This is a genomic window from Streptomyces nigra, from assembly GCF_003074055.1.
Lineage (GTDB): Bacteria > Actinomycetota > Actinomycetes > Streptomycetales > Streptomycetaceae > Streptomyces > Streptomyces nigra.
On record NZ_CP029043.1, the window covers coordinates 1,084,579 to 1,103,211 of the forward strand.

At 72.7% G+C, this 18,633-nt stretch carries 11 protein-coding genes; 5 read left to right on the top strand and 6 right to left on the bottom strand.

Going from position 1 to position 18,633, the window contains the following annotated elements; all coding sequences use genetic code 11:
• The first annotated feature begins 179 nt into the window (after positions 1–179).
• The 4 genes from DC008_RS05020 (at position 180) to glpK (ending at position 4,736) form a co-directional block, all read left to right on the top strand.
• The gene (locus DC008_RS05020) at positions 180–605 is read left to right on the top strand and encodes a Zn-ribbon domain-containing OB-fold protein (RefSeq protein WP_108705905.1); all 426 of its coding nucleotides are present in this window, start codon (positions 180–182) and stop codon (positions 603–605) included.
• Entirely contained in the window at positions 602–1,792 is a 1,191-nt protein-coding gene (locus DC008_RS05025) for a lipid-transfer protein (RefSeq protein WP_108710570.1), read from the top strand. Before DC008_RS05020 ends, DC008_RS05025 begins: the two co-directional genes overlap by 4 nt.
• A gap of 684 nt (positions 1,793–2,476) precedes the next feature.
• Entirely contained in the window at positions 2,477–3,202 is a 726-nt protein-coding gene (locus tag DC008_RS05030; RefSeq protein ID WP_108705906.1) for an MIP/aquaporin family protein, read from the top strand.
• Between the two features lie 22 nt (positions 3,203–3,224).
• Positions 3,225–4,736, top strand: coding sequence for a glycerol kinase GlpK (gene glpK, locus DC008_RS05035; protein ID WP_108705907.1), 1,512 nt, complete (start codon positions 3,225–3,227; stop codon positions 4,734–4,736).
• Positions 4,737–4,918: 182 nt separating this feature from the next.
• On the opposite strand, the gene DC008_RS05040 is transcribed toward glpK, so the two are convergent.
• The 5 genes from DC008_RS05040 to DC008_RS05060 are packed head-to-tail and all read right to left on the bottom strand — an operon-like array spanning position 4,919 to position 12,922.
• Positions 4,919–5,524 carry a GTP-binding protein gene (locus DC008_RS05040; RefSeq protein WP_055623704.1) on the bottom strand — a complete coding sequence of 202 codons (606 nt, stop codon included), beginning with the start codon at positions 5,522–5,524 and terminating at the stop codon, positions 4,919–4,921.
• Positions 5,505–9,155 carry a hydantoinase B/oxoprolinase family protein gene (locus tag DC008_RS05045; protein WP_108705908.1) on the bottom strand — a complete coding sequence of 1,217 codons (3,651 nt, stop codon included), beginning with the start codon at positions 9,153–9,155 and terminating at the stop codon, positions 5,505–5,507. The genes DC008_RS05040 and DC008_RS05045 overlap by 20 nt, the downstream gene beginning before the upstream one ends.
• 24 nt (positions 9,156–9,179) lie before the next feature.
• The gene (locus DC008_RS05050) at positions 9,180–9,575 is read right to left on the bottom strand and encodes a DUF742 domain-containing protein (RefSeq protein ID WP_055623706.1); all 396 of its coding nucleotides are present in this window, start codon (positions 9,573–9,575) and stop codon (positions 9,180–9,182) included.
• Between the two features lie 9 nt (positions 9,576–9,584).
• Positions 9,585–10,022, bottom strand: coding sequence for a roadblock/LC7 domain-containing protein (locus tag DC008_RS05055; RefSeq protein WP_055623707.1), 438 nt, complete (start codon positions 10,020–10,022; stop codon positions 9,585–9,587).
• Positions 10,019–12,922, bottom strand: a complete 2,904-nt coding sequence (locus tag DC008_RS05060) for a nitrate- and nitrite sensing domain-containing protein (protein WP_108705909.1) — start codon at positions 12,920–12,922, stop codon at positions 10,019–10,021. Before DC008_RS05060 ends, DC008_RS05055 begins: the two co-directional genes overlap by 4 nt.
• Before the next feature lie 417 nt (positions 12,923–13,339).
• Between DC008_RS05060 and DC008_RS05065 the strand changes: the two genes are divergently transcribed.
• Positions 13,340–13,867 (top strand): hypothetical protein, encoded by a 528-nt coding sequence (locus DC008_RS05065; RefSeq protein ID WP_164492264.1) that lies wholly within the window; start codon positions 13,340–13,342, stop codon positions 13,865–13,867.
• Positions 13,868–13,963: 96 nt separating this feature from the next.
• On the opposite strand, the gene DC008_RS05070 is transcribed toward DC008_RS05065, so the two are convergent.
• The gene (locus tag DC008_RS05070) at positions 13,964–18,625 is read right to left on the bottom strand and encodes a hypothetical protein (protein ID WP_108705911.1); all 4,662 of its coding nucleotides are present in this window, start codon (positions 18,623–18,625) and stop codon (positions 13,964–13,966) included.
• Positions 18,626–18,633 lie beyond the last annotated feature (8 nt).

Below are 18,633 nucleotides of genomic sequence, written 5' to 3' on the forward strand. Positions count from 1 at the left end.
GGTCTGTTGTTCGTCGGACGGGCACACGGGGGCGCGGATGGGGTGGAATGCACCCTTCGCGCGCGGGGTCCGGGCGGTTGGTGTGCGCTCCCCTGCCATTCCGCGGCTGCCTCTGGCAAACTTCTGACGGACCGTCAGGAAAAGCGTCGGGAGGGCTCATGCCACGTACGTGCACGCCCGTGATCGCCGGGTGGTTCACCGGTGACGGGGAGGGCTTCCGGTTGCTGGGCACGCGGTGCTCCGCCTGCTCCACGGTCTTCTTCCCCCGGGAGGACACGCACTGCCGCAACCCGCACTGCCCCGGCGGCCGGCTGATGGAGGCGCCGCTGTCGCGGCGCGGGCACGTCTGGTCGTACACCGACAGCCGCTACCGGCCTCCGTCACCCTATGTGACCGATCGGGAACTCCCGTGGGTGCCGTACACGTTGATCGCTGTGGAGCTGGCGGCCGAGCGTCTCGTGGTGCTGGGGCAGGCTGCTCCCGGGGTCACCGTCGCCGATCTGACGGTGGGCACGGAGGTGGAGGTCGTCCCCGGTGTGCTGCACGAGGACGCGGAGACGACCTGGACGACCTGGCAGTGGCGGCCGACGGGGGCGGGGGTATGACGGGGGACGTGGCGGTGCTCGGCGCGGGCATGCATCCGTGGGGGAAGTGGGGACGCAGCTTCGTCGAGTACGGGGTGACGGCGGCCCGTGCGGCGCTCGCCGACGCGGGGCTGGAGTGGCGGGACATCGGATCGGTGGTCGGCGCGGACACCGTGCGTGGCGGCTATCCGGGGTATGTGGCCGGGGCGACGTTCGCGAAGGCGCTCGGCTGGCAGGGCACGCGCGTCACGAGTGTCTACGCGGCCTGTGCCTCCGGGGCGCAGGCCATCGCGACAGCGCGGGCGCAGATCCTGGCGGGGCTGGCGGACGTGGTGCTCGTGGTGGGCGCCGACGCGGCTCCCAAGGGGTTCTTCCGGCCGGCGGGCGGTGACCGGCCGGACGACCCGGACTGGCTGCGCTTCCGGGTGCTCGGGGCGACGAACCCGACATACTTCGGGCTGTACGCGCGCCGGCGGATGGCCGTGCACGGGGACACCCTGGAGGACTTCGCGCAGGTCAAGGTGAAGAACGCCGCCCTGGGCGCCCGGAACGCGTACGCCCGCTACCGCAGAGCCGTCACCGCCGAGGAGGTCGCCGCGTCCGCCGTGGTCGCCGATCCGCTGCGGCTCCTCGACATCTGCGCGACCTCCGACGGCGGGGCCGCGCTCGTCCTGGCGGGCCTGGACTTCGCCCGCCGGCACGGCGCCGGTGACGCCGTGCGGATCCGCGCGGTGTCCACGGTGACACCGCACTTCCCGAACACCGTGCTGGACCTGCCCGACATCGCGACGGACTCCGCCGTAGCGGTGTCTCCGGCGCCGGAGACGTTCCGGGAGTCGATCGCGCGGGCGGCGTACGAGGAGGCGGGGGTGGGCCCCGAGGATCTGTCCCTCGCGGAGGTCTACGACCTGTCCACCGCCCTGGAGTTGCAGTGGTACGAGGATCTCGGGCTGTGCGGTGCGGGCGAGGCCGTGAAGCTGCTGCGGGACGGCTCGACGGCGCCGGGCGGCCGGATACCCGTGAATCCGAGCGGCGGTCTGGCGTCCTTCGGGGAGGCGGTCCCCGCCCAGGCCATAGCTCAGGTGTGCGAGCTGACGTGGCAGCTGCGTGGGGCCGCGGGCGACCGGCAGATCCCGGGAGCCCGGGTGGGCATGGCGGTGAACCAGGGGCTGTTCGGGCACGGGTCCGCGGTGGTCGCGGTGCGGTGAGGGGCCGGGCCGGCTCCGGTGCGTGACCGTGGCGCGGCCGATCCCCGCCCGACTCCAGCACGTGGCGGAGAGGCGGGGCGGTCCCGGCCTGACGTCGGTGCGTGACCGTGACGCGTGGCCGGTCGATCCCGCTCCGGCCCCCTACCGGAGCGAAGGACGCGGTCGGCCGCCTACGCGGGCGGTGGCGGACCTGGGCAGAGGGTGAGATTCTTCTGTCACGAGGTCGGCGGAAGCCATCCGTACGAGCTTCAAGTGAGCCATGGTCAGTGGCCACTGTCCGGCTCGGCAGGAGCTGTCCTGCCTGTCGATCCGTGCAGGGCCCCGTCGTTCGTCCCGTACCCGAGCGGGCGTGCCGCGGGCCGGGTCCGTGACGGTCCGTGAGCCGTCGGCACGCCCCACAACCGCCGGCGTCCGCAACCTTGACGCCCCTCGGACGCCGGTGAACACTTCCCGGTGTCAGCCGACATCGCCCCATATTTTGTCGGCGTATCCACGCAGCGCGCCGCGCGGTTGCGCCCGTATCAAGGCCCCTTCCCCCACTGGCGACTCGGTTGCGACGGCACGCTCGTCACGGACGCCGGACGGGGCGCGGGACACGCCCCGCCTCCGGCTGAAGTCGCCAAGGGAACGCACCCCGCACGGAGAAACCGGGGCCGATCGTCCCGGCCAGGCCTAGGAGCCGCCATGAGCAATGGAGACATCTTCGTCGGTGAGGTCATAGGCACCGCGATCCTGATCCTCTTCGGCGCCGGCGTGGTCGCCGCCGTCGTACTCAACTACTCGAAGGCGAAGGACGGTGGCTGGATCGTCATCGCGTTCGGATGGGGTTTCGCCGTCATGGCGGGGGCGTACACCGCCGCCCCGCTGTCCGGAGGCCATCTCAATCCGGCCGTGACCCTGGGGATCGCCATCGACACGGGCGACTGGGACAAGGTGCCCCTGTACATCGCGGGCCAGATGGTGGGCGCGATGCTGGGGGCGGTGCTGTGCTGGCTGGTCTACTTCGCGCAGTTCCAGGCCAACGCCGACAAGGACATCGCACAACCGACGCTGGGGATCTTCTCCACGGCGCCGGCGATCCGGCATCCCGTGGCGAACCTGATCACGGAGATCATCGCGACCATCGGGCTGGTGCTGCCGATCCTGGCATTCGGTCTGACGAAGGGACTGGTCCTTTCCGGGACCGGCATCCTGATCGTCTCGTTCCTGGTGGTCGGCATCGGTCTGTCGCTCGGCGGTCCCACGGGATACGCGATCAATCCGGCCCGTGACCTGGGCCCGCGCATCATCCACGCCCTGCTGCCCATCCCCAACAAGGGGACGTCGGACTGGGGCTACGCGTGGATTCCGGTGGTCGGACCGCTGATCGGCGGGGCGCTGTCGGGGCTCATCTTCAACGCAGCTTTCTGACGGAAACGACGAAGGGGACGTCATGACGGACAAGTTCGTCGCCGCTATCGATCAGGGCACCACCTCCAGCCGCTGCATCGTCTTCAACCACGACGGCGCCATCGTCGCCGTCGACCAGCGGGAGCACCGGCAGATCTTCCCGAAGCCCGGCTGGGTGGAGCACGACGCGACCGAGATCTGGTCCAAGGTGCAGGCGGTCGTCGCCGGCGCGCTCGCCAAGGCGGGGCTGAAGGCTCACCAGCTCAGCGCGCTGGGCATCACCAACCAGCGCGAGACGACCGTCCTGTGGGACCGCGCGACGGGCAAGCCGGTGCACAACGCCATCGTGTGGCAGGACACGCGCACGGCCCAGCTGTGCCAGCAGCTGGGCGGCGCGGAGGGACAGGACCGTTTCCGCGAGCAGACCGGTCTGCCGCTGGCCAGCTACTTCTCCGGGCCAAAGGCGGCCTGGCTGCTGGACAACGTGCCCGGTCTGCGGGACCGGGCCGAGCGCGGGGAGATCGCCTTCGGCACGATCGACTCGTGGTTGATCTACAACCTCACCGGCGGCACCGACGGCGGGAAGCACGTCACCGACGTGACGAACGCCGGGCGCACCATGCTGATGAATCTGCAGACCCTGCAGTGGGACCCGTCGATCCTGTCGGCCATGAACGTCCCCGAGGCGATGCTGCCGGAGATCAAGTCGTCCTCCGAGGTGTACGGCACGGCCGTCGGGCAGCTCGCCGGGGTGCCGGTCGCCTCCGCGCTCGGCGACCAGCAGGCGGCCGTGTTCGGGCAGGCCTGCTACGACGTCGGCAGCGCGAAGAACACCTACGGCACCGGCAGCTTCCTGCTGCTCAACACCGGCAACCGCCCGGTGCCGTCGAAGAGCGGGCTGCTGACGACCATGGGATACAAGATCGGCAGCGAGGCGCCGGTGTACTGCCTGGAGGGCGCGATCGCCATCACGGGCGCGCTGGTCCAGTGGTTCCGCGACCAGCTCGGCATCATCCGTACCGCCGACGACATCGAGCCGCTGGCGGCGAGCGTCGAGGACAACGGCGGCGCGTACATCGTGCCCGCCTTCTCCGGGCTCTTCGCGCCGTACTGGCGTTCGGACGCACGCGGTGTCGTCACCGGTCTGACCCGGTATGTCACCAAGGCCCATCTGGCCCGGGCGGTGCTGGAGGCGACGAGCTGGCAGACCCGCGAGGTCGTGGACGCCATGGTCCAGGACTCCGGGGTGCACATCACCAGCCTGAAGGTCGACGGCGGCATGACGAAGAACAACCTGCTCATGCAGCACCAGGCCGATGTGCTGGACGTGCCGGTGATCCGGCCGAAGATCTCGGAGACGACCTGCCTGGGTGCCGCGTACGCGGCGGGGCTGGCGACCGGCGTGTGGAACGACCTGGACGAACTGAAGGCTCACTGGGCGAAGGACGCCGAGTGGACGCCGTCCATGTCGGCCGAGGAGCGGGACCGCGAGTACCACAACTGGCGCAAGGCGGTGGAGAAGAGCTTCGGCTGGGAGGAGGACGGCGAGGGCTGAGGCCTGCGCTCCCGGGACCGGCCCTTCCCTATGGGGGTGCCGGTCCCGGTGTAAGGATCCCCGGACGGGGCACACGCGTGTTCGGGCCGCGCGAACCCACAGGCGCGCCGGCCCACGGGCCGCGGCCCGTACCCCGGTCGGCGGGGGTACGGGCCGCGGCCCTCGTCGGTTCGACGGCGGGCTCAGGTGGTGACGGCCTGGCGGCGCTCCGCCTGGAACGCCATGGCGTGCTGTACGACCCCGATCAGAACCTCCTTGACCGACTCACGGTCCCGGGCGTCGCACAGCAGCAGCGGGACGTCCGGATCGAGGTCGAGGGCCTGCCGTACGTCGTCCGCGGGGTAACGGGCGGCTCCCTCGAAGCAGTTGACGGCGACGACGAAGGGGATGGCGCGCCGCTCGAAGTAGTCGACGGCCGCGAAGCAGTCCTGGAGGCGGCGGGTGTCGGCCAGGACGACGGCTCCGAGCGCCCCCTCGGACAGCTCGTCCCACATGAACCAGAACCGTTCCTGCCCGGGTGTGCCGAAGAGGTACAACACCAGGTCCTCGCGCAGGGTGATCCGGCCGAAGTCCATGGCCACCGTGGTGGTGCGCTTCCCCTCGACTCCGCTCGTGTCGTCGACCGGCCGTCCGGCCTCGGTGAGCAGCTCCTCGGTGCGCAGCGGCCGGATCTCACTGACCGCGCCGACGAGCGTGGTCTTGCCCACGCCGAAGCCGCCGGCCACGAGGATCTTGAGCGTGACGGGCTCGACCGGAGGCTTCCCGCGCTCAGAACGCCCGAAGATCATCGATCTCTTCTCCTGCTTGATGGGGGTCGCGCGGCGGTGGGCCGTAGCCTCCGCCGCCGGGGGTTTCGATGACGAGTACGTCGCCGGGGCCGACGTCGGCCGAGTCGCTTCCGGCCAGTGTGGTCACGGTGCCGTCCGCGTGTTCGACGCGGTTGCCGCCGAGGGCGCCGGGGGCGCCGCCCACCATGCCGTACGGCGGCACCCTGCGGTGCTGGGACAGCGTCGAGACGGTCATGGGTTCGAGAAAGCGGATGCGGCGGACGGCGCCGTCTCCGCCGCGCCACCGTCCGGCGCCGCCGCTGCCGGGCCGTACGGCGAACTCGTCGAGCCGTACGGGCAGCCGCCACTCCAGCACCTCGGGGTCGGTGAGGCGGGAGTTGGTCATATGGGTCTGGACGACGGGGGCGCCGGGGAAGCCGTCGCCCGCGCCGGAGCCGGAGGCCACCGTCTCGTAGTACTGGTGGTGTTCGTTGCCGAAGGTGACGTTGTTCATGGTCCCGGAGCCCTCGGCCTGGACGCGGAGTGCGGCGTACAGGGCGCCGGTGATCGCCTGGGAGGTCTCCACGTTGCCCGCGACGACGGCGGCCGGGGGTTCCGGGGCGAGCATGGAGCCGGCCGGTACGACGATACGCAGGGGGCGCAGGCAGCCGTCGTTGAGGGGGATGTCGTCGGCGACCAGGGTGCGGAAGACGTACAGGACCGCGGCGTTGACGACCGCGAAGGGGGCGTTGAAGTTGCTGGTCAGCTGGGGGGACGTACCGGTGAAGTCGACGGTTGCGGTGCGGTGGACGCGGTCGACGCGCACGCTGACGCGGATGACGGCGCCGGAGTCGGTCTCGTAGGAGTACTCGCCGTCGTCCAGGGCGTCGATGACGCGGCGGACGGCTTCCTCGGCGTTGTCCTGGACGTGCCGCATGTAGGCCTGGACGACGTCGAGGCCGAAGTCGTCGATCATGCGGGCGACTTCGTCGGCGCCCTTCCGGTTGGCCGCGATCTGGGCCCGCAGGTCGGCGAGGTTGGTCCTGGGGTTGCGGGAGGGGTACGGCGCCTCGGTGAGCAGGCGGAGGGTCTCCGCCTCGCGGAAGCGGCCTTTCTCGGCGAGCAGCCAGTTGTCGAAGAGGACGCCCTCCTCGTCGATGGTGCGGCTGTTCGCCGGCATCGAGCCCGGGGCGATGCCGCCGATCTCCGCGTGGTGGCCGCGCGAGGCGACGTAGAAGAGGATGCGCTGTTCACCCTCCGTGTCAGCCGCCGGGTCGGTGCCGAAGACCGGGGTGATCACGGTGACGTCGGGGAGGTGGGTGCCGCCGTGGTACGGGTCGTTGACGGCGTAGGTGTCGCCCGGACGCATGTCGGCGCCGCGGCGGCGGTTGACCTCTTTGACGCTCGTGCCCATGGATCCCAGGTGGACGGGGATGTGCGGGGCGTTGGCCACCAGGTTCCCGTCGGGGTCGAAGAGCGCGCAGGAGAAGTCCAGGCGCTCCTTGATGTTGACGGACTGGGCGGTGGATTCGAGGCGGGCGCCCATCTGCTCCGCGATGGACATGAAGAGGTTGTTGAAGACCTCGAGCAGAACCGGGTCGGCTTTTGTGTCCAGATCGGAACTCTCCGTGACCGCCACGCGTTCCATGACCAGATGCCCGTCGTCGGACGTCCCGGCCCGCCAGCCGTCGTCGACGACGGTCGTCGCACCCGACTCGGCGATGATCGCCGGGCCGGTGACCAGGGCCCCGGGAGCCAGCTGTTCCCGGCGGTGCAGGGGGACGTCACGCCAGGTGCCGCCTGTGTGGAGGGGGACGGTGCGCGGGCCCTCCGGGCTGCCCTCGGGGGCGGTGGAGCGGGACGCGAGAGCGGACAGATCGGGGGGTTCGGTGATGCCGGTGGCTTCGACGGAGAGGGCTTCGACGACGATCGGGCGGTCGAGCGTGAAGGAGTACGTGGCGCGATGACGTTCTTCGAAGGCCCGCCGCATGGTGTCGGGGTCGGTGAGTTCGACGGTGAGGGCGGTGTCGGTGCCGTCGTAGCGCAGTTGGGCGCGGCGGGTGACCCGGATGCGGTCGGCGGGGACGTCCTCGTCGAGGAGTTCGGCGCGCGCCGCAGCCTCCAGGTCGTCCGCCGTCTTGTGGACGCCGCCCATCGACGCGGGCTCCAGCGGTGCCTCGACCGACTGTTCCCGCATCGCCGCGGTGTCGGCGAGGCCGATGCCGAGCGCGGAGAGGACACCGGCCATGGGTGGTACGAGGACGGTCCGGATGCCGAGGGAGTCCGCCACCTTGCAGGCGTGCTGGCCGCCGGCGCCGCCGAAGGTGGTGAGGGCGTAGCGGGTGACGTCGTGCCCCTTCTGGACGGAGATCCGCTTCACGGCGTTGCCGATGTTGGCGACCGCGATCTGCAGGTAGCCCTCGGCGACCTGCTCGGGGGTGCGGTCGTCGCCGGTGCTCTCCCGGATCTCGGCGGCGAGCGCGGTGAAGCGTTCCCGGACGAGGTCGGCGTCGAGCGGCTGGTCGCCCCGGGGGCCGAACACGGCGGGGAAGTGGGCGGGCTGGATACGGCCGAGCATGACGTTGGCGTCGGTGACGGTGAGCGGGCCGCCGCCCCGGTAGCAGGCGGGTCCCGGGTCCGCGCCCGCCGAGTCCGGCCCTACCCGGTAGCGCGATCCGTCGAAGTGCAGCACCGAGCCGCCGCCCGCCGCGACGGTGTGGATGTCGAGCATGGGGGCACGCAGGCGTACCCCGGCGATCTGGGTGGTGAAGACGCGCTCGTAGTCGCCGGCGAAGTGGGAGACGTCGGTGGAGGTGCCGCCCATGTCGAAGCCGATGACCCGGTCGTACCCGGCGAGCTGCGACATCCGGGCCATGCCGACGATGCCGCCCGCCGGACCGGAGAGGATGGCGTCCTTGCCGCGGAACTGCCCTGCTTCGGCGAGACCGCCGTTGGACTGCATGAACATCAGCCGTACGCCGTGGAGTTCGTCGGCGACCTGCTGGACATAGCGGCGCAGGACGGGCGACAGGTAGGCGTCGACGACGGCCGTGTCCCCGCGGGGCACGAGCTTCATCAGCGGGCTGACCTCGCTGGACAGCGAGATCTGCGGGAAGCCGATGTGCTTGGCGAGCCGGCCGACGGCCTGTTCGTGCCCGGGGTGCAGATGGCTGTGCAGGCAGACCACGGCGACGGCCCGGATGCCGTCGTCGTACGCCTCCTGGAGCGGGCCGGCGAGTGCCTCCAGATCGGGAGGGCACAGGACGGTCCCGTCGGCCGCGATACGTTCGTCGACCTCGACGACCCGCTCGTACAGCAGCTCGGGGAGGTCGATGCGGCGGGCGAAGATGTGGGGGCGGTTCTGGTAGGCGATGCGCAGGGCGTCGCGGAAGCCCCGGGTGATCACCAGCAGGGTGCGCTCGCCCCTGCGTTCGAGGAGGGCGTTGGTGGCGACCGTCGTGCCCATGCGGACGGCTTCGACGGGGGCGGTGGAGCCGTCGAGCAGCTCGCGGACGCCCGCGACCGCCGCGTCCGCGTAGCGGGCGGGGTTCTCCGACAGGAGCTTGTGGGTGAGCAGCCGGCCGTCCGGGCGGCGCGCGACGATGTCCGTGAAGGTGCCGCCCCGGTCGACCCAGAACTGCCAGGCTGTCACGTCTCTACCCCGCTTCCGCGCCGCTCACAGCGCCCGCAGGCCGTCGATCACGTCGCGCAGAATACTCTCGTCGACCATCTCGGCCGGTGGTACGGGGCGGTTCACATGGACGAATTCCGCGTCCACGAGGTCGCCGACGAGGACCCGCACCACGCCGACGGGCAGGTCGAGCTCGGCGGAGAGCTCGGCGACGGACTGCGGGGCCTCACGGCACAGTCCGACGATCTCCACGTGTTCCGGGGAGAGCGACGCGTCGGATTCCGGGTCGCCCGTGTGCGGTTCCGTGATGACGACCGCGATCAGGTCGAGGCGGTGCTGGGCCGCACTCGTGGTGCGGCCGCGTGTCATCGCGTAGGGGCGGACGACCGGTCCGGCCTCGTCGTCGAACCAGTGGCTTCTTCCCTGACCGTCAGCGCTCATGCCTTCCCACTACCCGCCCGAGGACAGTTCGGTGCGCGGTGCGGTCCCCAGATGCACGCCGACCCGCTTCACGAGGAGCGTCATCTCGTAGGCGACCTGGCCGACGTCGGAGTCGGCGTCGGAGAGCACCGCGAGGCAGCTGCCGTCACCGGCGGCCGTCACGAACAGGAAGGCGTCGTCGAGCTCGACGACGGTCTGCCGGACGCTGCCGGCCTCGAAGTGCCGGCCCACGCCCTTGGCGAGGCTGTGGAACCCGGAGGCGACGGCGGCCAGGTGCTCGCTGTCCTCGCGGGTCAGGTCCTTCGACGCGCCGGTCGGCAGGCCGTCTCCGGAGAGTACGACGGCCTTGCGGATGCTCGCGACCCGGTCCACCAGGTCGTCGAGGAGCCAGTTCAGCTCGCCGTTCTGGGTGGTCGTGGCGTGGTCGGTCGCCTTTGGTGCGGTCATCGACCGTCCCCCTCTGTCGTTCCCTGTGGTGCTGTGCCGCCCGGGGCGGTGTCGTCGCCCGCGGCGTTCTCCTTGCGGCCCCGCTGCCAGCCGCGCTGGAGTGAGGCCATACGGCTGCGTACCTCGTCCGCGTCCCGTTCGCCGGGGTCCGGCGCCGCGGGGCGGGGGGCGGCCGCCTTCTTGAGCTGGGGCGCCAGGCTGGCCTGCCGGACCCGCCGGGGCAGCGCGCCCGTGTCGGCTTCGGGCGGCTGCGGGGCGGTGGTCCGGCCCTGGGTGGTGTCGTCCGGTCCCGCGGCCGCGATCTCGGGGCGCCGGGCCCGTCCGGTCAGGGCGGCGGGCTCGCGCGCGCCGGTGTCGGGTCCGGCGGTGCGCGGTGCTTCGGAGTCGAAGCGGGCGGATCCGCCGGAGCGGGCGGAGTCGGTGAGACGCGAGGAGTCGGTGGGGCCACCGGGCCGCTGCGGTTCCGTGGCACCGGCGATGCCGCGCCGCGGGCCCGTGCCACGGCGCCGGGTGGGCAGCGGGGCGGGGCCGTCGGACGGCGGGCGGCTCGGACCGTACGAGGAGTCCGTCTCGGTCTTGTCCAGGCGTGGCCGGTGGTCGCTGACGGGGCGTCCGTGCGAGCTGACCAGCTTGGGGGTCCGGCGCCGGGGCAGCGGGACCGGGGCGTTCGGGTCGTCCTCGCCGTCCGAGGCGTCGTGGACGCCGGTGACGGGACCACGTTCCCCGCGCCGGCTCGCCGGGTCGTCGTCGGAGTGGCCGAAGGCGCGCCGGGGGTGGAAGAGGCCGCCGCGCTCGCCGTCCTCCTCGTCGAGGGGGTCCGGGAAGTCGCTGAGGGCGTCGAGATCGACGGGGGCCTCCAACTCCACGGGGCCGTCGAGGAGCGCCGCCGGCAGGCCCGGAGAGCGGGCCGGGACCTTGGAGAGCGCGGCTCGCCGCGACTCCTCCAGTTCGGCCTCCTTCGAGGGGGTGGGGCGGTCCAGGCGGAAGCCGATGCCGTTGGTGTCCGGGACGTCGTCGGTGAGGAGCGCGTCCGGGATGAAGACGACGGCGGTGGTGCCGCCGTACGGCGAGGGCTGGAGCGAGACCCGGACGTTCTGCCGCTGGGCGAGCCGGCTGACCACGAAGAGACCGAGCCGGTCGGTGTCCGACAGTTCGAACTCAGGGGTCTCGGCGAGCCGGAGGTTGGCGTCGAGCAGGGCGTCGGCGGCCATACCGAGGCCGCGGTCGTGGATCTCCAGGGTGAAGCCGTTGGCGACGCGTTCGCCGTGGACCTGGACGGCGGTGTGCGGCGGGGAGAACACGGTGGCGTTCTCGAGGAGTTCGGCGACGAGGTGGGTGAGGTCGGCGACGGCCGGTCCGGTGACGGCGACGCGGGGCAGCCGGCGTACCTCGATGCGCTCGTAGTCCTCGACCTCGGCGACGGCGGCGCGTACGACGTCCATGAGCTGGACGGGTTTGCGCCACTGCCGGGACGGGGCGGCGCCGGAGAGGATGACCAGGCCCTCGGCGTGTCGGCGCATACGCGTGGTCAGGTGGTCCAGCCGGAACAGGTCGGCGAGTTCGTCGGTGTCCTCGGTCCGGCGTTCCATGGTGTCGAGGAGGGTGAGCTGCTTGTGCAGCAGGACCTGGCTGCGGCGGGCGAGGTTGACGAAGACCTCGGAGACGCCGGCGCGCAGCTCGGCCTGCTTGACGGCGGCCTCGACGGCGGCCCGCTGGAGGGTGTTGAGGGCCTGGCCGACGTCGCCGATCTCGTTCTTGTCGTAGGCGAGGCGCGGGACCTCGGTCTCGACGTCGACCTGTTCGCCGGCGGACAGCCGGCGCATCACGCTGGGCAGCCGGACCCCGGAGGCCTCGTGGGCGTCGAGGCGCAGCTGCCGCAGGTCGCGGACGAGGCCGCGGCCGATCCGGACGGACAGGAACAGCGAGAACAGCACGGCGAGAAGCCCGAGGACACCGGCGACGACGGCCTTCACGATGACGCCCATCGCGACGGGGCGGACGCGGTCCTGGTAGCGGTCGCCGGCCTCGTCGTTGAGCTTGCCGAGCTCTTCCAGCACATCGCCGGCGGCGGTGTCCCAGTCCTGGGCGTCCACGGTGCTGGGGCGTCCGGGCTGGGAGAAGATGACGGACTGTTCGGCGACCCGGAGCGGGGCGGTGAGGCCGTTCTTCCAGAAGTGCTCGTAGCGCTGGCGCTCGGCCGAGGGCAGGTCGGTGAGGCTCAGGTCGTACATCAGGGTGCGCTGGGCTATGAGATCGGAGACGTCGCGGATCTCGTCGCGGGTGAGCCGGCCGACCACGAGGGCGGAGCTGAGCAACGCGTCCTCGCGGGAGAGCAGTTCGCGGGCGCGCGTGATGTTGAGGAGGGCGCGGGCCTCCTTGTCCATGGCGACGTTGTCGATGCCGTCGAGGGAGGCGAGGAGGGCGTAGCAGGGGTCGACGAGGAGGTTGTACTGGTGGAGGGCCTCGGCGCGCTTCACCGTGCCGTCCTCGACGCTGCGGCGCAGCGGCCCGATGCCGTCGAAGGCGTCCAGCATGGTGGTGAGGCGCTGGGTGTCCCCGGCGTCCAGGCCGTCGCGGACGTCGGGGTCCTTGGCGTTCCTGCGGATCTCGGCGACGGCGGTGTCGGTGGCGCTGCGGCTCTCCCGCAGGGCGGACAGGGCGTCCGAGGCGCGGCGGTCGGCGAGGTAGACGAGGGCCTGCCGGCGCTCCTGCTGGATGACGCGGACGGCGTCCTCGGTGGAGTAGCCGATCTTCTCGACGAGGGAGGAGACCGTGAACAGCTGGGTCACCTCTCGCCCGGTGAGTACCGTGGCGAATCCCCAGATGGCGGTCAGGGACACCAGCGGCACGAGAAGCAGCGCCACCATTTTCCGGCGGATCGACTTCCCGCGAAAGCGCATGGCCTCCCCCAGCTCGGTCCCCCTGCCGACCAGGGGGCACACCTGTGCGTCAACAATGGGCGCGAGCCTACTACCGACGCACTGGTAACTCGAAGAGACATCCGGAGCCTGAACTTCCGCACGGGTGACGAGACATGGCGAGTTGTCCGGGCATTACGGGAATTACCTCCAGCAAACGCCGGGCGCCCCGGTGAGGCGTTCCGGCCCGCCTCGTCGGCCAGTTGGCCGGAAATCTCTCTCCAGCGGGAATCTTCACGAGGTGTCGATCGTCCTTATCCATGGGAAATGGGGGCGGATTGGACCACGAGAGCCGCATCCTGCCCCCCGGCCGCGTAAAACAGCGCAAGCCGGGCAGTCGCTGAGGGGCTGGGTCTTGGGTTGCGGGCGAGCGGTCCGCGGACGGTGGGGAGTGACACGGTGACGGTTACGGCGGAGCAGCGCGAGGTGTCCCGGGGCAGCGCTGCGGTGCACCGCGTGCGGCGGGAGCCCGGGGTACGGGATCGCGACATTCCGGTGGGCGACGGAGAGCGCGCCGAACGTGATGAGAGGCCGTACTGCCGGCCGCTGTGGGTGGAGGACCCGGCGCCGCGGCGGCGGATGCCCGATCCGGTGCGGACGGCCGCGGTGCGGGCGGTGCTCATCGTCTCCGTGACGCTGATCCAGGCGATGGTGGCGTTCCTGTGCACCCTGGCGGGGTCCTGGCTGGCCTTTCCGATGGTCATCAGCAGTGTGGTCAGTGTCGTCGTGGCGACCTGGGCCGCCCTCGACGTCTGGGTGACCCGGCAGGTGTGGAACCAGCGGCACGGTGTGGTGTCGACGCCCGCCAGCACGGCCCGGTCCCTGCGGCGTGAGCGGCGTGCGGCCCGGCGGCAGGCGCGGTCGGCCGAGCGGGCCCAGGCGCGCATACGCAGGCGGGCCGGGGCGGGACAGCTGTCGCACCCCTGACGCCCGCCGGCCACCGGGCCGGTCGCCCGAGCGCTCCCCCGGCTCCGTCGAAGAGCCGAGGCATGCCTCCCGCACCTTGTTTCAGGGCAGCGCGACTCACACCCCCTGGGTGTCCACGGGCGCGGGCCGCTTGAACATCCGGGTGGCCGTGATCTCGCTGTGCCCCGCCTCGCCCGCCTGCTGCTGCGGCAGTCCGGGACGCAGATGCTCCTCCACGCTGATGTACTTCAGGCCGGCCCTGAGATCGGCGTCGTTGCGCAGCCGGATCACGAGCGGGAACTCCGCGAGGGCCGTCGTGTCGAACAGGCCGGTGGTGTAGAGCAGTTGGACGCCGAGCGCGTCGGACACGGCGCGCTGGAGTTCCAGCAGATACGTGGCGTTGGCCCGTCCGATGGGGTTGTCCAGGAAGAGCGTGCCGGCGTGCCGGTGCTTGTCCCGGCCCCGGTCGTTGGACCGCAGGGCGGCCATGGTGCAGTACAGCGCGATGGCCGCCGTGAGCAGCTGGCCTCCGGAGAACACGTCGCCCATCTGCCCGACGGGCACCCGCTCGGCGCGCAGCACGGCGTCCGGCTTGAGGATCTCGACGGCGACGCCCTTCGGCTGGAGCGCGGCGGCGACACCCCGCAGAAGCAAAGACATCCCGTCCCGGCGCAGGTCGGAGTTCTTCTTCACGGCGGCCCGGGTCGCCTCGTCGATGACTTCGCCCAGCCGTTCGGTGAGGGTGGCCTGGTCTGGCTCCTCGAAGCGGATGCGCAGGAACTCCTGCCCGGACCACTCGCCGAGCCCCTCGGGCAGCCGGGACAGCCGCTGGGCCGACCGCAGGGTCGCCAGGGCCGACTCCACGAGGCCGCGCAGACGGTCGACGATCGAGTCGCGGTTGCGCTCCAGCTGGGCCAGTTCGTCGGTGAGCACGCGCAGCCGGGGGGCGAAGGCGTCCGCCCACTTCTGGGCGTGCTCGGGGAGCGCGGAGGCGGGCAGCTCGCGGATCTGCTGGCGGGCCGGGGTGCGGACCTGCTCGTAGCGGGTGGAGTTGGCGTGCCGGACGAGGACGTCGCCGGCCTCGCGCACTCCGGCCTCGGCGGCGGAGAGGTCGGCGGCGCAGCCGCGCAGCGACCGGCGGGCCTCGGCTGCGGACCGCCGGGCCTCCTCCAGGCTTCCGGGATAGGGCTCGACGGCCTCCTGCTCCTCGTCGGAGGTGTGCTCGCGCAACAGATCGCGCAGCATCGCGGCGATCTCGTCGAACCCGCCCGCCGCGTCCTCGGCGGCGCGATGGGCGTCCAGGAACTCCGTGTGCGCGTCGCGTGCCTGGGTGAGGGCCTCCGTGTGCGAGGCGAGTTCGGTGGTCGCCGTGCGCAGCAGGGACTGGGCGTGTTCGGCGTCGCGCGGTCGCAGCTCCTCCGGCAGCTCGGTGTGCGCCTCGCCCTCCTGAGGGGCGTGGCGCTCGGCCTCGCCGCGCAGCCGGCCCAGCTGCTCGCTGGCGCCGGACATCCGGGTCTCCAGGAGCTGGACCAGCTCCTCCGCGCGCGAGACGGCCGCCTGCCTGGACGGGCCGTCGGAGCCGTCCGGTGATTCGAGGAGCTGTTCGGCCCGGGTGCGGACCTTGTTGCTCAGCCGGTCCAGCTCGGCGCGGGCCGCGCTCTCGTCGCTCTCCGCGCGGGCCTGCTCAGCGCGCAGGTCGGCGCCGACGCCGACCTTCTCGTACACCTGGGATGCGGCCCGGTACGCCTCGCGCAGCGCCGGCAGGGAGGCCTTCGGGGAGTCCGCGTCGCCGTCCGGTACGTCGTCGGGGGCGCCGGCGATCTCGGAGCGCTCGGCGCGCAGGGCGCGGGCGGTGCGGCGGGCGTCGTCGGCGGCGCGCTGGGCGGCGCGGCGGTCCTCGTCGGCGGCGCGGGCACGCTCCAGACAGGACTGGGCGCGTGCTTCGGACTCGGCGGCCTCGTCGGCGAGTTCCCGCAGCCGGACCTGCCAGCCGGCCCGTTCGCGCAGCCGGAAGGCGAGGCCCGCCAGAGCGTCGGCGGCGCGCCGCGCCTTCTGCGCGGCCTCCTGGCGTTCGTCGCGGACGGCCGCGGCTTCGGCGGCGGCCTCGTCGGCCTCGGCGCGTACGCTCCGGGCCTCGGCCAGCTCCGCCTCGGACTCCTCGGCGAACGCACGCGCGTCCCGGGCGGCCTGGGCCAGTTCCACGAGCCGGCCGGCCGGGCAGCCGGTGCGCCAGGAGGCCAGGCGTGCCGCGAGCTCCCGGTCCTTGCCGAGGCGGGCGGCGAGGCCGCGGATCTCCTCGTCGCGCTCGGTCGCCCGGGCCCGCAGCGCCTGGCGTTCCTCGTCGGCGGCGTGCTCGTCGTGCATGGCCGGGTTCGGCGGGACGAGGAAGACGTCCGTGTCCGGCGCGTCGGCGGCCGGGGTGGGGGCGAGCAGCGCGGCGGCGGTGCCGACGGCGACGGTGGACCGGGGCAGCAGCGCGGCGTCGGCCAGCGCCTCGCGGGCCCGGGCATGGGTGCCGGGGTCGGTGATGATCACGCCGTCGACGAGTTCGGGGCGGGCGGCGAGCACCCGTGCGTGGTCGACGGGGTCGACGGCCTGGGCGAGGTAGCGCCAGCCCGGCAGCGCGGGGATGCCCTGTTCGCCGAGGAACTCCACCGTGGCCAGGACGTCCGGGCCGGGCGGGAGCAGTCCGCCGTCACCGAGCGCGCCGAGGATGCGGGCGTCGTCGGCGGCGGCCGTCCGTAGGTCGAAGAGCTGACGCTCGGCGGCGGAGACGGCGTCGTCGAGCAGTTCGCGCAGTTCGTCGGCGAACCGGTCGAGGTCCTCCGGCGTGAGCGCGCCGTCCACGCCGCCGCCCGCGTCCGTGCGCGCCTTCGCGGCGGCCTGGTCGCCCGCGCGCGGGGCGGGTACCGAGCCGCGCCGGGGGCCCGAGTCGCCGGAGAGGCCGAGGAGTTCGACCAGGCGCTCCTCGGCGGCGAGGCTCTCGGCGAGACGGCGTTCGGCGTCGTAGGCACGCTCCGCGGCCAGGGCGGCATCGGCCGCGCGGGCCGCCGTCAGCTCGGCGCGGGACTCCGTGGAGGCCGCCTCGCGCGCGTGCTCCGAGGCACGGCGGGATGCCTCGCGGGCGGTGTCCCAGGCGGCGACGGCGGTCTTCTCGGCGTCGCTCGCCGCGAGCGCGGCACGGGCCGGATCGGCGTCGGGTGCGCTGTCGTCGAGCCAGCCCGCGCGGACGGCCTCGGCGGTCTCCTGCTCGACCTCGGTCAGCCGCTGCCGCAGATGCCCGGCCTCGCTGCGGGCGCGCTGCGCCTCGGTGGCGGCGGCCGTGGAGTCGCGGTGGGCGGACTCGCCGGCCTCCTGGAGCGCGGCGGAGCGCTCCTCGCCCTCGTTGGCCTGCGCCTCGGCGCGCTCGGCGGCCGCGTGCAGGGCCCGTACGAGGTCGACGGCGGCCTTGGCGCGGGCGGCGAGCGCGGGGGCCGCGTCGCGTTCGGCCTCCTGGATGGCGGCGGCCACGCGCGCCACCCGGTCGGCGGCGGCGCGATGCCGCAGGACGACTTCGGCGGCCTGCCAGGCGGCGTGCAGGGTGCGCGCGTCGGCCAGCTCGCGCTTCTGCGCGGCGGCGGACTTCTCGGCGGCGGCGAGCGCCAGCGAGGCGTGCCGGTAGGCGAGTTCGGCGGCGATCAGCGCGCTGCGCTCGCGCGCGGACTCGGCGTGGGTGACGGCGTGGGCGGCCTCGGTGACCCGCTGGGCGAGGTCGGCGGCCCGGACGCGTTCCCGCGTGCCCCGCGCGGAGAGGCGCCGGGCCAGGGCGCGGGTGCGGCGCTCGGCGCCGGCGTGGACGTCCCGCGCGCGGGTGCGCGTCTCGGCGGCATCGACGATCCGGCCGAGCAGGTCGACGGACCCGGCGGTGAAGTCCCGTTCGGCGATGAGCTCGGCGCGCCGGCCCAGCTTGTTGCCGAAACCGCTCACCAGGTCGGCGAGCCCGTCGGTGTCCCGGGTGTCGGTCACGGCCCGCAGCAGCAGGTCGGTGAAGTCGGAGTCCTTCTTGACCGCGAAGAGGCCGGCCGCCTCGCCCTCGTCTGCGTTCATCTCCCGCTGGTAGCGGAAGAGTTCGGGGTCGAGGCCCAGGTCACCGAGGTGCTCGATCCAGCGGTCGTGGATGTCCTCCCAGTGCACCTCCAGGTGCGGATACGCCTTGCCCGCCTCGGTCAGGGCGTCCCGGAAGCCCTTCATGGTGCGCCGACGGCCCTGTGCGCCGGACTGCCCCTCGCCCGGCGGGCGTACGGCGGTGGACTCGGCGACGGGGAGGTTGTCCAGGCTGAGACCAGGGCCGGGGCGGAAGGAGTACCAGGCCTCGGCGAACTTCCGCGGGTCGTTGGAGACCTGGCGGCCCCGCCACTCGCTGACCTTGCCGACCACCACGCACTCGCCGGTCAGGGTGTGCTGCCACTCCAGGGCGACATGCCCGCAGTCGTCGGCGAGCAGGAACTTGCGCAGCACTCCGGAGCTGGCGCCGCCCAGGGTGTTGCGGTGGCCCGGCAGCATCACCGAGAAGATCAGTTTGAGCAGGACCGACTTGCCGCCGCCGTTCTCCAGGAAGAGCACGCCCGCGGGGGCGGGGCGGCGCGGCGGGCCGACCGGCTCCTCCTCGAAGAACTCCGCCTGGGTGGGCGCGGGGTCGGGCACGGGCTCGCCCACACCGCGCAGGTCAAGCACGGTGTCGGCGTAGCGCGCACCGGCCGGTCCGATGGAGTAGAGGCGGACCCGGGACAGCTCGTACATGGCGGACT

What these genes read in the sequence shown, in the direction of transcription:
- DC008_RS05070 (WP_108705911.1), bottom strand. Translation starts at nt 18,625, where the DNA reads ATGTACGAGCTGTCCCGGGTCCGCCTCTACTCCATCGGACCGGCCGGT.
- DC008_RS05030 (WP_108705906.1), top strand. Translation starts at nt 2,477, where the DNA reads ATGAGCAATGGAGACATCTTCGTCGGTGAGGTCATAGGCACCGCGATC.
- DC008_RS05055 (WP_055623707.1), bottom strand. Translation starts at nt 10,022, where the DNA reads ATGACCGCACCAAAGGCGACCGACCACGCCACGACCACCCAGAACGGC.
- DC008_RS05025 (WP_108710570.1), top strand. Translation starts at nt 602, where the DNA reads ATGACGGGGGACGTGGCGGTGCTCGGCGCGGGCATGCATCCGTGGGGG.
- DC008_RS05060 (WP_108705909.1), bottom strand. Translation starts at nt 12,922, where the DNA reads ATGCGCTTTCGCGGGAAGTCGATCCGCCGGAAAATGGTGGCGCTGCTT.
- glpK (WP_108705907.1), top strand. Translation starts at nt 3,225, where the DNA reads ATGACGGACAAGTTCGTCGCCGCTATCGATCAGGGCACCACCTCCAGC.
- DC008_RS05040 (WP_055623704.1), bottom strand. Translation starts at nt 5,524, where the DNA reads ATGATCTTCGGGCGTTCTGAGCGCGGGAAGCCTCCGGTCGAGCCCGTC.
- DC008_RS05050 (WP_055623706.1), bottom strand. Translation starts at nt 9,575, where the DNA reads ATGAGCGCTGACGGTCAGGGAAGAAGCCACTGGTTCGACGACGAGGCC.